Origin of the sequence: Adlercreutzia sp. ZJ473, from assembly GCF_013185065.1 — a bacterium.
GTDB lineage: Bacteria > Actinomycetota > Coriobacteriia > Coriobacteriales > Eggerthellaceae > CAAEEV01.
Window position 1 is genome coordinate 1 of sequence record NZ_JAAVTO010000063.1, and the last position, 12,866, is coordinate 12,866.

Below are 12,866 nucleotides of genomic sequence, written 5' to 3' on the forward strand. Positions count from 1 at the left end.
GCCAGCCCGCGCAGCCGCGCCCGCAGCTGCGCCCGCGCCCGCGCCCGCAGCCCAGCCCCCGCGCCGCGGCCTAGTCCTTCTCGCCCGGCTGGCGCACAGTGATCTCCTGCGCCTTCACGCTCACGCGCGAGTGCGACGGCACCGATGACGTCACGAACGTCGAGCCCGCGATCACCGACCCCTCGCCGATGATCGTCTCGCCGCCGAGCACCGAGGCGTTCGAGTAGATGGTCACGTTGTCCTCGATGGTGGGGTGGCGCTTCACGCCGGCGAGGCGCTGCCCGCCGCGCGTCGAGAGCGCGCCCAAGGTCACGCCCTGGTAGATCTTCACGTGGTCGCCGATCTCGGTGGTCTCGCCGATCACCACGCCCGTGCCGTGGTCGATGAAGAAGTACTCGCCGATCTTCGCGCCGGCGCCGATGTCGATGCCCGTGCCGGAGTGCGCGAGCTCGGTCATGATGCGCGGGATGATGGGCACGTCCTGCTCGTAGAGCACGTGCGCCACGCGGTACACGAAGATGGCGTAGAGGCCCGGGTATGAGAAGATGACCTCCTCCTTCGAGCCCGCCGCCGGGTCGCCGTCGTAGAGCGCCTGCACGTCGGTCAGAAGCACGCGCTGGATGTTCGGCAGCTCGTCGAAGAACACCGTGCAGATCTCCGACGTGCGCTCGCAGATACTCTCGGGCGTGCAGCCGCCGCACAGGTAGTTGCTCGCGCCCGCGTTGCCGTCGCGCTCGTCGGAGGTGTAGGTGAGCGCCAGGATGATCTGCTCGCGCAGCACGCGCTCGATCTGGATGAGCGTCTCGCCGATGAAGTACTCGGGGCTCGTGGAGGGCGAGAGCATCTCCGCGCCGAAGTAGCCGGGGAACATCACGCGGCGGATGTCCTTCAGCACGCTCTTGATGGCGCTCCGGTTGGGAAAGCGCCGGCCGGGCTTGGTGAAGAAGATCTCGTCAGCTTCGTAGTTCTTTTCGATGCCCTTGACGATGCGGTCGAGGTTGTCTCCGAACATGGAACCTCCTAGGTCGAGGAGGGCGGCCGCGGGGCCGCCGGGAATGGACTGCCCTCCATTATAAGGAAGCCCCTTCGCCGACCATGTGGACAAACGGCAAAAAAGGCAACTTTGCCGCACGGATGCGACCAGCGAAAACGTATACTCTTCGAGTAATGCAAGCAGCGGCCAGCACGCCGGGCTCGTTAGCGCGCGCCCGTCGGGCCACCAAGCCTCAAGGCCCGCTGGCTGCGATGCACACGAAGGGGACTAAAGTGGGTGGCTTTTTCGGTGCGGTTTCTCACCGCGACGTAGTGTTGGACGTGTTCTTCGGCGTGGATTACCACTCCCACCTGGGAACGAAGCGGGCGGGCATGGTGGTTCGCAAGGAGAAGGGCGGGTTCCAGCGCGAGATCCACTCGATCGAGAACACCCCCTTCCGCACGAAGTTCGAGAAGGAGCTTGCCAGCTTCCACGGCAACAGCGCCATCGGCTGCATCTCCGACACCGACCCGCAGCCACTGCTCATCCGCTCGCACCTCGGGACGTTCGCGCTGACCACCGTGAGCGCCATCAACAACTTCAACGAGCTGATCGACGCCTGCTTCGACAGCGGGAGCAGCCAGTTCATGGCCATGAGCTCCGGCAAGGTGAACGACACCGAGCTCATCGGCGCGCTCATCAACCAGAAGGACAGCTTCGTCGAGGGCATCCGCTACGCCATGGAGGCGGTGGACGGGTCGCTCACGCTGCTCATCATGACCGAGGACGGCGAGATCATCGCCGCGCGCGACCGCATGGGACGCCTTCCCGTGCTCATCGGCAAGAACGACGACGGCCACTGCATCTCGTTCGAGTCGTTCACCTACCAGAAGCTCGGCTACGCTGACGAGTACGAGCTGGGGCCGGGCGAGATCGTGCGCGTCAACGCCGACGAGTACGAGACCATCGCGCCGGCGGGCGAGGACATGAGGATCTGCGCGTTTCTGTGGGTGTACTACGGATACCCGAACTCGAACTACGAGGGGCGCAACGTGGAGGTCATGCGCTACCACAACGGCGAGATCATGGCGCGCAACGAGGCCGCGGCCGGCACCCTGCCCGACGTGGACTACGTGGCCGGCGTGCCCGACTCGGGCCTGCCGCACGCCATCGGCTACTCCACCGCGAGCAAGAAGACCTTCGCGCGCCCGTTCATCAAGTACACGCCGACGTGGTCGCGCTCGTTCATGCCGTCTGACCAGCGTATTCGCGATCGCATCGCGCACATGAAGCAGGTGCCCGTGCCCGAGCTCATCGACGGCAAGAAGCTTTTGTTCGTGGACGACTCCATCGTGCGCGGCACACAGCTGCGCGAGACGGTGGACTTCCTGTACAGCGCCGGCGCCGCCGAGGTGCACATGCGCAGCGCCTGCCCGCCCATCATGTTCAGCTGCAAGTACCTGAGCTTCTCGCGCGGCAAGTCCGACATGGACCTCATCGCGCGCCGCGTGGTGCAGGAGCTCGAGGGCGACGAGGGGCAGAAGCACCTCGACGAGTACGCCGACAGCTCCACCGAACGCGGAAAGTGCCTGCTCAGAAGCATCTGCGAGCAGATGGGCTTCGACTCTTTGGGCTATCAGTCGCTCGAGGGCATGATCGAGGCCATCGGCATCCCCCCGGAGAAGATCTGCACCTACTGCTGGAACGGCAAAGAGTAAGGGGAGAAGGCGGCACGCGCGTGCCGCCTGTCGGTTTGCCGACCGCCAAGGGGCGGGTGCGCCGGCCGACACGCGCGCATGTCGCCAGCCAGCGCGCCGAAGGGTCAGCGGCCCGAGGCGCCCAAGGCGCCCAAGGCGCGCATCACGGCGAGCCGACCCTCTTCATCAGGCGCGATGCGCTTCGCCCCGCCCCAGGCTCGGGCGAAGCGCTCCTCCGCGAGGTCCACCAACTCGGGCCTCACCACCACCAGCGCATGCTCGCTGCCCGATAGCGCGCCGTCCGCCACCGCCGCCACCGCCTCGGTCAAGCCACCGTCGCGCAGAAGCTCGAGCGGCCCGAGCTCGTCCACGATGAGAAGCCCGCCCTTGCCAAGCCGCTCGTCAGCGCCCGCGCTCCTCATCTTCGCGAAGTGCGCGTTCACCTCCCGCATGGCGTCGTCGGAGATCTCCCACCCCAGGTTCGCCGCAGCGCTCTGGCTCGACGGGCAGAACGCCCCCGCAGCCTTCGCCAAGTCCCTCCTCAGCGCGAAGCGGAGGCGCCTTTTGCCAGGTAGGAGCAGGTTGTCGATGCCCAGCTTCTCGAACGACCCGTTCGGCTTCTCCTCCCACACGCCCGGAGCCACCACGCCCCGACACGGGACGCCCGCCGCGTCAAAGTCGCCTATCAGCCTCTCGAGCCATCGGGTCTTTCCCGCTTGGCGCGGCGCGGTCAGAAGAAACAGCATGGGTTCGGAGCCTTTCTCTACGGGCACGTAGCAGACGAGTCGCACATAAAAGAGGGGAGCGCCCGTCGTGGGCGCTCCCCTTCCGAACGCCTTCCTACTTGAAGTAGGCCACGCCGCCTTCGAACAGCGGCTGGCAGAGGTCGCCGGGGACGTTCTTGTACAGGCCGGCGCCGCTCCGCTCGGTGTGGCCCATCTTGCCGAGGACGCGCCCGTCCGGGCTCGTGATGCCCTCGATGGCGAGCATCGAGCCGTTGGGGTTCACCGCCAGATCCATCGACGGCACGCCGGCCTCGTCGACGTACTGCGTCGCCACCTGGCCCTTCGCCACCAGCTCGTCGAGCAGGGCAGGCGGCGCCACGAAGCGGCCCTCGCCGTGGCTGATCGCCACGGTGTGCACGTCGCCCACCGCGCACTGCGACAGCCACGGTGACAGGCTCGACGCCACGCGCGTGCGCACGAGGCGGCTCTGGTGGCGGCCGATGTTGTTGAACGTGAGCGTAGCGCAGTCCGCGTCCATCGGGCGGATGTCGCCGTAGGGCACGAGGCCCAGCTTCACGAGCGCCTGGAAGCCGTTGCAGATGCCGAGCATGAGGCCGTCGCGCTTCTGCAGAAGCTCGCGCACCGCCTCGGTCACCGCGGGGGCGCGGAAGAACGCCGTGATGAACTTCGCGGAGCCGTCGGGCTCGTCGCCGCCCGAGAAGCCGCCTGGGATCATGACGATCTGGGAGTTCCTGATGAGGCGCACGAGCTCGCGCGTGCTCTCGGCCACCGCGTCGGGCGTGAGGTTGTTGATGACGAACGTGTCGACCACGGCGCCCGCGCGCTCGAAGGCGGCCGCGGAGTCGTACTCGCAGTTGTTGCCGGGGAACACCGGGATGACCACGCGCGGGCGCGCCACGGCGGGGCCGGCGAACACGTGCGGCGCGGCGGCCTCGAACGACACCGGCTCGACCGCGGGCAGCGCCGCGCGCTCGGCCTCGGAGGTGCGGTACGGGAACACCGCCTCGATGCCGCGCTCCCACGCCTCCTGCAGCTCGGCGAGGCTTGCGACCTCCTCGCCCACCACGAGCTCGTAGGCCGCGGTGGTCTCGCCCACCACGGCTGCGGCCACGTCGTCGCCGACCTCCGGCACCGCGGCGCCGTCGGCGAGCTCCACCACGAAGCTGCCGTAGCTCAGCCCGAAGAGCGCGTCAGCGGACGGCGCCGCGGAGATCTTCACGCCGATGCCGTTGCCCACGCACATCTTGAACAGCGCCTCGGCCATGCCGCCGTAGCCCGGCGTGGCGACGGCAAGCGCCGCACCCGTGCCGATCAGCTCCTCGACGCAGTCGAGCGCCTCCAGCAGCGACGCGGTGCGCGGCGTGACGCCGTCGTCCTCGTAGCGCGGCACCACCATGAGCACGCGATGCCCCGCGCCCTTGAACTCGGGCGACGTCACGCGGTCGACCTTGCCGCACGCCGTGGCGAAGCTCACGAGCGTCGGCGGCACGTCGAGCTGCTCGAACGAGCCGGACATGGAGTCCTTGCCGCCGATGGCGCCCACGCCGAGGTCGACCTGCGCCATGAGCGCGCCGAGCACGGCCGCGGCGGGCTTGCCCCAGCGCGCGGGCTCGTCGCGCAGCTTCTCGAAGTACTCCTGGAACGTGAGGTACATGTCCGCGCGCTTGAAGCCTGCGGCCACGAGCTTCGCCACGCTCTCCACCACCGCGACGTACGAGCCCGTGAACTGGTTCGCCTCGGTGAGGTACGGGTTGAAGCCCCAGGCCAGGCCCGAGCACGTGGTGGTCTCGCCAAACACCGGCAGCTTCGCCGCCATGGCCTGCGCGGGCGTGAGCTGGTTCTTGCCGCCGAACGGCATGAGCACCGTGGCCGCGCCGATGGTGGAGTCGAAGCGCTCGGAGAGGCCCTTGTTCGACGCCACGTTGATGTCGCTCAGAAGCGCGCGCATCCGCGCGTCCAGCGCGTCGTCAGGCTCACCCCAGGTGCGTTCGTACGCGCGCGGCGCGCCCACGGTCACGGCCTGGTGCTTCGGCGCGCCGTTCGATGCCAGAAACGCGCGGCTCACGTCGATGATCGTGTCGCCGCGCCACACCGCGCGCACGCGCGCCTCCTCGGTCACGCGCGCCACCGGCGTGGCCTCGAGGTTCTCCTCGTGCGCCAGCGCGATGAACGCGTCCACGTCCTCGGCGGCGAGCGCCACGGCCATGCGCTCCTGCGACTCGGAGATGGCCAGCTCGGTGCCGTCGAGGCCGTCGTACTTCTTGGGCACGCGGTCGAGCTCGATGAACAGGCCGTCGGCCAGCTCCCCGATGGCGACCGACACGCCGCCCGCGCCGAAGTCGTTGCAGCGCTTGATCATCTGGCACGCGTCCTTGCGGCGGAACAGGCGCTGGATCTTGCGCTCGACCGGCGCGTTGCCCTTCTGCACCTCGGCGCCGCAGCTCTCGAGCGACTCCAGGTTGTGCGCCTTCGAGGACCCCGTGGCGCCGCCGATGCCGTCGCGGCCCGTGCGGCCGCCCAAGAGCACCACCACGTCGCCCGGCGCCGGCGTCTCGCGCCGCACGTGGTCGGCCGGGGTGGCGCCCACCACGGCGCCGATCTCCATGCGCTTGGCCGCGTAGCCCGGGTGGTACAGCTCGTGCACCTGCCCCGTGGCCAGGCCGATCTGGTTGCCGTAGGACGAGTAGCCCGCAGCCGCCGTGGTCACGAGCTTGCGCTGCGGCAGCTTGCCGGGGATGGTCTCGCTCACGGGCACGAGCGGGTCGGCCGCGCCGGTCACGCGCATGGCCTGGTACACGTAGCTGCGGCCGCTCAAGGGGTCGCGGATGGCGCCGCCCACGCACGTGGCCGCGCCGCCGAACGGCTCGATCTCGGTGGGATGGTTGTGCGTCTCGTTCTTGAACAGGTACAGCCAGTCCTGCTCCTCGCCGTCCACGTCCACCTTCACCTTCACGGTGCAGGCGTTGATCTCCTCGGACTCGTCGAGGCCCGTGAGGATGCCCTGCTTCTTCAGCCACTTCGCGCCGATGGTGCCCATGTCCATGAGGCAGACGGGCTTCTCGTCGCGCCCGAGCTCGTGGCGCATCTCCAGGTAGCGGTCGAACGCGCGCTGCACGTTGGCGTCGGCGATCTCGAAGTCGGTGAGCACCGTGCCGAACGTGGTGTGGCGGCAGTGGTCCGACCAGTAGGTGTCGATCATCTTGATCTCGGTGATGGTGGGGTCGCGCCTCTCCTCCTCGGCGAAGTAGCGCTGGCAGAAGACGATGTCGGCGAGGTCCATGGCCAGCCCGCGCTCGGCGATGAAGGCGGCCAGGCCCTCCTCGTCGAGCTCGCGGAAGCCCTCGACCACCTCGACGTCAGCCGGCTCGGGGTAGTCCATGGCCAGCGTCTCGCGCGTCGCAAGCGACGCCTCGCGTGCCTCGATGGGGTTGATCACGTAGTGCTTGATGGCCTCGACGTCGGCCGCGTCAAGCGCGCCCTCGAGGTAGTACAGCTTGGCGGAGCGCACCTCGGGGCGCTCGCCCTGGCTGATGAGCTGGATGCACTCGCTCGCCGAGTCGGCGCGCTGGTCGAACTGCCCGGGCAGGTACTCCACCGCGAACACGGCGGCGCCGCGCGCGTCGGGCATCTCGAGCGTGGCCACGTCGGACTGCGGCTCGCTGAACACCGTGGGCACGCACTGCTCGAACAGCTCGGGCGAGATGCCCTCCACGTCGTAGCGGTTCACGCAGCGCAGGCCGGAAAGCGCTGACACGCCCAGGATGTCGCGCAGCTCGGCGAGCAGCTGGTGGGCCTCCACGTCGAAGCCGGGCCTCTTCTCAACATAGACGCGTTGGACCATGGTTCAAGCCTTTCTCTTACTTGCCTTCGGTGCTCTCGGCGCCTTCGGCGCCCTCGTCGGCCGCGCCGTCCGCGTCGGCAGCCTTCGCGCGGGCCTTCTCCTCGTTGATCTTCTCGCGGTTCGACAGGCGGAAGCCGCTGCCGAACAGGCTCTTCCGGGGCTTCTTCACGGGCTCCTCCTTGACGGGGGCCTCGGACGCCTCCTCGGCGGGCTTGCGGCTGACCGGCTTGGCGTGGCGGTTCTGGTTCTTGCCCGAGCCCTTCTTGTGCGCCTGCTGCGCGCGCTCGGCGCGGGCGGCGGCGCGCTCGGCCTTCTTCTGCTTCTCCTCCTCGATGATCATGCGCTCCTGGTAGGCGCGGCGCTCTTTGCGGATGGGGGACATGTCGATGTAGAAGGCGATGATGATCAGGGCATACGCTGCGAAGAGCACGCCTAGGGCCACCGCGTCGGGCATGAGCTCGCGCCCGAGGAACGAGACCGCCGTGCAGGCGATGGCGCCGATCAGGGTCACCCACCACCAGAGGCGCAGCGTCTTGTAGCGCTTGGTGTCGGGCTTGTAGTACTTGCGGTCGAGCGCGCGCTGCTCGGCCTGCGCCTTCTTGCGCTCGGCCTTGCGCTCGGCCTTCTTCTGCTGCGGGGTCTTCTCGGTGGTCTTGACGATCACCGAGGCCGCCGCCTGGGTCTTGGGCTTGGCGCTCGCGGCGCTCTTGCGCGTCTTGCCCGGGCGCTCGTCGGAGGTGTAGCGCTCGTTCATCGGGTTGCGTTGGGTCATGGGGCGATTCCCTCTCTAGCTTCTCTAGCGCTCGAACGTGCGGCCGGTGATCGTCTCGTATGCCTGGATGTACTTCTCGGAGGTCTTCTCGATGATCTCCTGCGGGAGGCGCGGCGGCTTGGTGCCGGAGCCCTTGTCCCAGTTCGCGGTGAGCCAGTCGCGCACGAACTGCTTGTCGAAGGAGGGCTGGTCCTTGCCTTCGGCGTAGACGTCGCCCGGCCAAAAGCGCGAGGAGTCGGGCGTGAGGACCTCGTCGGCCAGGATGACCTTGCCGTCGATGGTGCCGAACTCGAACTTGGTGTCGGCGATGATGACGCCGCGCTCGGCTGCGTGGTCGCGCGCGGTGGAGTACACCTTGATGGCCAGGTCGCGCAGCGTGGCCGCGGCGTCCTCGCCGATGATCTCGGCGCAGCGCTCGAAGCTGATGTTCTCGTCATGGTCGCCGATCTCGGCCTTGGTGGACGGCGTGAAGATGGGCTCGGGCAGCTTCGAGGAGTTCACGAGGCCCTCCGGCAGCTCGATGCCGCAGACGGTACCCTGCTTGCCGTACTCCTTGAGGCCGCTGCCGGCCAGATACCCGCGCACGATGCACTCGACGGGGAACATGTCGGCCTTCCTCACCAGCATGAAGCGGCCGCGCAGGTAGTCGGCGTAGGGCTTGAACTGCTCGGGCAGGTCGGCCACGTCGGCCGAGATCAGGTGGTTCTCCACCACGCCCTCGAGGAGCTCGAACCAGAAGCACGACAGCTGCGTGAGGACCTGCCCCTTGTAGGGGATCTCGTCCTCCAAGATGTAGTCGAACGCCGAGATGCGGTCCGTGGCGACGAGCAGCAGCTTGTCGCCGAGGTCGTACAGATCGCGAACCTTGCCCTGAGCATCGGGCTTGATGTCGATTCCCGCCATGAGAAAAACCCTTTCCTCCACCATGTTCCGTATTGCCGCGCATCGCGCGCGGGAGGCGCCTGTGGCCGCCGCCCGCCGCCGTACGGCGTGGCGGCATGCGCCGCCGCGCACGTCACGCGCGTGTTTTCGCATCATTCTATTATGGCGCAAGTGGGGAGGCCTGTCGCGCAAACCGAGCGCAATTTCCAAGGTTTTAGGGCGGGCGCGGACGGGCGCAGGAGAGGCAGGCTGCGCGAAGGGCACGGCGGGTCCTCGCGCCGGCGAGCCGTCGAGCGGGCCGTCAAGCGAGCCGTCGGGCGAGCCGCTGGGCGAGCCGTCGGGCGGGCTACCGCGCGAGCCGCTGGGCGGGCCGTCGGGCGAGCCGCTGGGCGAACCGTCGGACGGGCTACCGCGCGAGCTACCGCGCGCCGCGGCCCTTCTGCTTCTTGCCAGCGCGGTTGCCGGCCCGGCCGGCGTTGCGCTGGGCGCTGCGCGCCTGCGCCGTGGCCTGCTTCTTCGCGCGCTCGGCGTCGTAGAGCGGGATGTGGATGGTGAAGCAGGCGCCCTTGCCCTTCTCGCCTTCCACCTGCACCCAGCCGCCGTGGCGGTCGACGATCTCCTTCACCACGGCCAGGCCCACGCCCAGACCGCCGCTCTCGCGGGTGCGGCCCGCGTCGGCGCGCCAGAAGCGCGAGAACACCATCTTCGCCTCCTCGCGCGTCAGGCCGATGCCGGTGTCCTCCACGGAGATGGACGCCATGATGTCGCCGCGGCGCACGCGCACGTGGATGTGCCCGCCCTCGGGGGTGTAGCGCACGGCGTTCGAGACGAGGTTCGCCGTGGCCTGGCGGATCATGTCGGGGTCGCCCACCACGCGCACGCCCCTCTGCGCCTGGTAGTCGATGGTGAGGCCGGAGTCGGCCACGAACATCTCGTGCGTGGACACGATGCCCTCGATGAGCTCGCCCACGTCCACGACCTCCTCCTTCATGGGCTGCGAGCGGTTCTCCAGGCGCGACAGCTTGAGCAACGCGTCGACCAGGCGCGACAGGCGCTGGACCTCGGAGTTCACCGTGACGAGGCGCTCCTCGTCCGCCTCGTACACGCCGTCGACCATGGCCTCGACCGTGGCTTGGATGGCCATGAGCGGCGTGCGCAGCTCGTGCGCCACGTCGGTGGTGAGGCGGCGCTCCAGCTCGCGGTCCTTCTCGACCGACTCGGCCATGGCGTCGAACGTCTCGCCCAGGCGGGCGATCTCGTCCTCGCCGTGCAGGTTAGTGCGCGCCGCGAGGTCGCCTTCCTTGATGGCGCGCGCGGTCTTGGTCATGCGGTTGATGGGCGCCACCAGGTTGCGCGCGAACAGAAAGCCGATGCACGACGCCAGGATGATGGCCACCACCGTGGCGAGCAGCAGCGCCTGGTATGAGTTGTTGCGAAACTCCTGGTCAGGCTGGCGCATGAGCGTGTCGGAACCGTACACCCAGATGCGCACCGAGCCCACGGCCACGTTGTCGACCACGATGGGCGCCATGGCGACCTGCGAGGGGTCGGTCGGCTCGAAGGACTTCTGCGCCCCGGGCGCGTCGCTTCTCACCGACGCCGACGAGTCGAACGGCACGCCGCCCTCCGCGTCGATCACCTTCACGCCCACGCCCGAGGTGAGCTCGGCCGTCTGCAGGGCGGGCTTGGTGGTGTCGGGGTTCCACAGATCCCCCGTGCGCTCGTAGACCGAGGCGATGCGCTCGGCCGTGGTGGTGGCCATGGTGCGCATGTTGTCGGTGGTGTAGGTCTGGAAGTGCTGCTCCCACACGAACGACACCACGCCGATGGCCACGAGCGCGGTCATGGCCGCGATGAACGCGAACGCCAAGGTCACGCGCGTGGTGTACGAAAAGCTCGACCAGCGGAACCGCTTCTTGGCCTCGACGCGGGCGATGGAGCCCGTGGTGGCGGACGCCGCCGCGCCGTCGGACGACTTCGGCTCGGCGTCCGAGACCATCACGCGCTCGGTCATGCTACTGGCCGTTCTTCGTGGGGTCCTCGAAGCGGTAGCCCACGCCGTGCACCGTGTGCAGCCACTTGGGGTTGCGCGGGTTGTCGCCGATCTTGGCGCGCAGGTTCTTCACGTGGGAGTCGATGGTGCGCTCGTAGCCCTCGAAGTCGTAGCCGAGCACCTTCTCCACCAGCTCCATGCGCGAGTACACGCGGCCGGGATAGCGCGACAGCGTGGTGAGCAGCTTGAACTCGCTGGCCGTGAGATCGATCTCCTCGCCGGAGACGAGCACCTTGTGCCCCGAGACGTCGATGGTGAGCTCGCCGAACTCGAGCACCTCGCGCTGGGGCTCGGAGTCGGCGTGCACGCGGCGCAGGAGCGCGCGGGCGCGGGCCACCAGCTCGCGCGGGCTGAACGGCTTCACCAGGTAGTCGTCGGCGCCGAGCTCGAGGCCGATGATGCGGTCCTCCACCTCGCCCTTCGCGGTGAGCATGATGATGGGCACGTCCGAGGTGTCGCGGATGACGCGGCACACGCGCTCGCCGGGGACGCGCGGCAGCATGAGGTCGAGGATGATGAGGTCGAAGTGGTGCTTCTGGAACTCCTCGAGCGCCTCCTGGCCGTCGCCGACGGCAGTCACCCAGTAGTTCTCGCGCTCAAGGTAGGCCGTGACGGCGTCGCGAATGGCCTTCTCGTCCTCGACCAGGAGGATGCGTCGGGTTTCGTTGCTCATGGATGACTCCTTAAGCTCGGTTTGCTCGTTCTCGCCAGGCCTGGGCTCAAGGCCCCGGCAGCAAAGCAGGCAGCAGGTCAGTGTTTGCGTTTATTGTAGCGTTTGCCCCCGACGAGACGCACACCCGTATGTCAAATGACACAATAGCCCCACGGTGCGACCCGCCTTGCAGGGCGGCTTGCGCACGTCCTCGTCAGCGGAAAGGCGCGCCTGCGTCAGGCGATCCTGATCGTGGCGTGGGGAAGCACGGCTCTCACCTCAAGCGTTCCGCCCAGCCCTGCGACGTAGCGTCGAAGCGTGTCGACCTGGACAACCCCTATCTGGCCGTTCTCCAGGTCGGATATCCTCTTCTGGCTCACGCCCATCTCCCTCGCGATCTCGCTTTGCGTCATGGAGCATGCCTTGCGCGCCTGCTTGAGCTCGTACGCGCGCACCTTCTCCTCTGTCGCCTGGCGCGCCTCGCGCATGAGCTCAGGGGGAATCTCGCGCTTCGCAGCATAGTCTTCAGGGGAAAGGCTCATGGTTGCTTCTCCAATTCTCCTAGATGCTTCTCGTAGCGCTTCTCGGCCTCGGGAATGGCCCTTTTGTACCAGCTGCTCCACGCGCCACCGGAGCCGCCCTTCGACTTGTCGCCGGCAAGCAGCATGATGGCGCTCCTCAAGGGGTCGAATGCGAAGAGGATCCTGATCTCGCTTCCTGGCGGAGAGGCGGGGCGCAGCTCTTTCATGTTCTTGAACCGAGACCCTTTCACGACATCGACGAGGGGCCTCCCGAGCGACGGGCCCCTCTCGCCAAGCACCTCAAGCGCAGCCATGATGTGCGCGACCGTCCTGCTGTCTTGATCGTCAAGCCAGCCCTCGATCAAGCTGAGGTCTATGCTCCATCTTCCCATAATATACCCCTTAAGTTATATTCTGTCTACTCCCCCCGATCTGGCATTCCTTAACTTAAATCGTCGGCTTACATTATAACGTACAAATGTACTTAATAGAATAGCCCTATCGAGCAAAATCCTTCTGCGTTTCTCGTGGCGTTTGGAGGCAGGACGGCGTTGGGCGAGCGGAGCGTGACACAATAGCCCCATGCCACAGAGACGAGATCGACAGAACACGGCGCGCGCGAAAGGCGGCGCGGCCCCATCGCACGGCACGGAGCGGCGCGGGGGCGCGAGCGCGGGCAAGCGGCGCGGGAACGCGGCCGCGAGCAGGCAGCATGCCGGCGCGGGCGCT

The 12,866-nt window shown here is 67.9% G+C and carries 10 protein-coding genes; 1 reads left to right on the forward strand and 9 read right to left on the reverse strand.

From position 1 onward, the window contains the following. Positions 1–70: 70 nt before the first annotated feature. Positions 71–1,012, reverse strand: coding sequence for a serine O-acetyltransferase (locus HRL41_RS10450; protein WP_172136979.1), 942 nt, complete (start codon positions 1,010–1,012; stop codon positions 71–73). A 254-nt stretch (positions 1,013–1,266) separates the two neighbouring features. On the opposite strand from HRL41_RS10450, the gene HRL41_RS10455 reads away from it, so the two are divergent. Beyond that, positions 1,267–2,691, forward strand: coding sequence for an amidophosphoribosyltransferase (locus HRL41_RS10455; RefSeq protein ID WP_165171256.1), 1,425 nt, complete (start codon positions 1,267–1,269; stop codon positions 2,689–2,691). A gap of 104 nt (positions 2,692–2,795) precedes the next feature. On the opposite strand, the gene HRL41_RS10460 is transcribed toward HRL41_RS10455, so the two are convergent. The 8 genes from HRL41_RS10460 to HRL41_RS10495 form a co-directional block, all read right to left on the reverse strand. After that, positions 2,796–3,416, reverse strand: coding sequence for a hypothetical protein (locus HRL41_RS10460; protein WP_172136980.1), 621 nt, complete (start codon positions 3,414–3,416; stop codon positions 2,796–2,798). Between the two features lie 94 nt (positions 3,417–3,510). After that, positions 3,511–7,257, reverse strand: a complete 3,747-nt coding sequence (locus tag HRL41_RS10465; RefSeq protein WP_172136981.1) for a phosphoribosylformylglycinamidine synthase — start codon at positions 7,255–7,257, stop codon at positions 3,511–3,513. Positions 7,258–7,273: 16 nt separating this feature from the next. Beyond that, on the reverse strand, positions 7,274–8,029 hold the full coding sequence (locus HRL41_RS10470; RefSeq protein WP_172136982.1) for a hypothetical protein: 756 nt from the start codon (positions 8,027–8,029) through the stop codon (positions 7,274–7,276). 24 nt (positions 8,030–8,053) lie between these two features. Continuing rightward, a complete protein-coding gene (locus HRL41_RS10475) occupies positions 8,054–8,932 on the reverse strand; it encodes a phosphoribosylaminoimidazolesuccinocarboxamide synthase (protein WP_172136983.1) in 879 nt (292 codons plus the stop codon). A gap of 397 nt (positions 8,933–9,329) precedes the next feature. Continuing rightward, the gene (locus HRL41_RS10480) at positions 9,330–10,925 is read right to left on the reverse strand and encodes a cell wall metabolism sensor histidine kinase WalK (protein ID WP_253904859.1); all 1,596 of its coding nucleotides are present in this window, start codon (positions 10,923–10,925) and stop codon (positions 9,330–9,332) included. A 1-nt stretch (position 10,926) separates the two neighbouring features. Then, complete coding sequence (locus HRL41_RS10485) at positions 10,927–11,637, reverse strand: response regulator transcription factor (RefSeq protein ID WP_165047045.1); 711 nt, start codon at positions 11,635–11,637, stop codon at positions 10,927–10,929. A gap of 215 nt (positions 11,638–11,852) precedes the next feature. After that, on the reverse strand, positions 11,853–12,158 hold the full coding sequence (locus HRL41_RS10490; RefSeq protein ID WP_172136984.1) for a helix-turn-helix domain-containing protein: 306 nt from the start codon (positions 12,156–12,158) through the stop codon (positions 11,853–11,855). Then, complete coding sequence (locus HRL41_RS10495; RefSeq protein WP_253904860.1) at positions 12,155–12,502, reverse strand: type II toxin-antitoxin system RelE/ParE family toxin; 348 nt, start codon at positions 12,500–12,502, stop codon at positions 12,155–12,157. The genes HRL41_RS10490 and HRL41_RS10495 overlap by 4 nt, the downstream gene beginning before the upstream one ends. Positions 12,503–12,866 lie beyond the last annotated feature (364 nt).

What these genes read in the sequence shown, in the direction of transcription:
- HRL41_RS10450 (WP_172136979.1), bottom strand. Translation starts at nt 1,012, where the DNA reads ATGTTCGGAGACAACCTCGACCGCATCGTCAAGGGCATCGAAAAGAAC.
- HRL41_RS10460 (WP_172136980.1), bottom strand. Translation starts at nt 3,416, where the DNA reads ATGCTGTTTCTTCTGACCGCGCCGCGCCAAGCGGGAAAGACCCGATGG.
- HRL41_RS10465 (WP_172136981.1), bottom strand. Translation starts at nt 7,257, where the DNA reads ATGGTCCAACGCGTCTATGTTGAGAAGAGGCCCGGCTTCGACGTGGAG.
- HRL41_RS10470 (WP_172136982.1), bottom strand. Translation starts at nt 8,029, where the DNA reads ATGACCCAACGCAACCCGATGAACGAGCGCTACACCTCCGACGAGCGC.
- HRL41_RS10475 (WP_172136983.1), bottom strand. Translation starts at nt 8,932, where the DNA reads ATGGCGGGAATCGACATCAAGCCCGATGCTCAGGGCAAGGTTCGCGAT.
- HRL41_RS10480 (WP_253904859.1), bottom strand. Translation starts at nt 10,925, where the DNA reads ATGACCGAGCGCGTGATGGTCTCGGACGCCGAGCCGAAGTCGTCCGAC.
- HRL41_RS10485 (WP_165047045.1), bottom strand. Translation starts at nt 11,637, where the DNA reads ATGAGCAACGAAACCCGACGCATCCTCCTGGTCGAGGACGAGAAGGCC.
- HRL41_RS10490 (WP_172136984.1), bottom strand. Translation starts at nt 12,158, where the DNA reads ATGAGCCTTTCCCCTGAAGACTATGCTGCGAAGCGCGAGATTCCCCCT.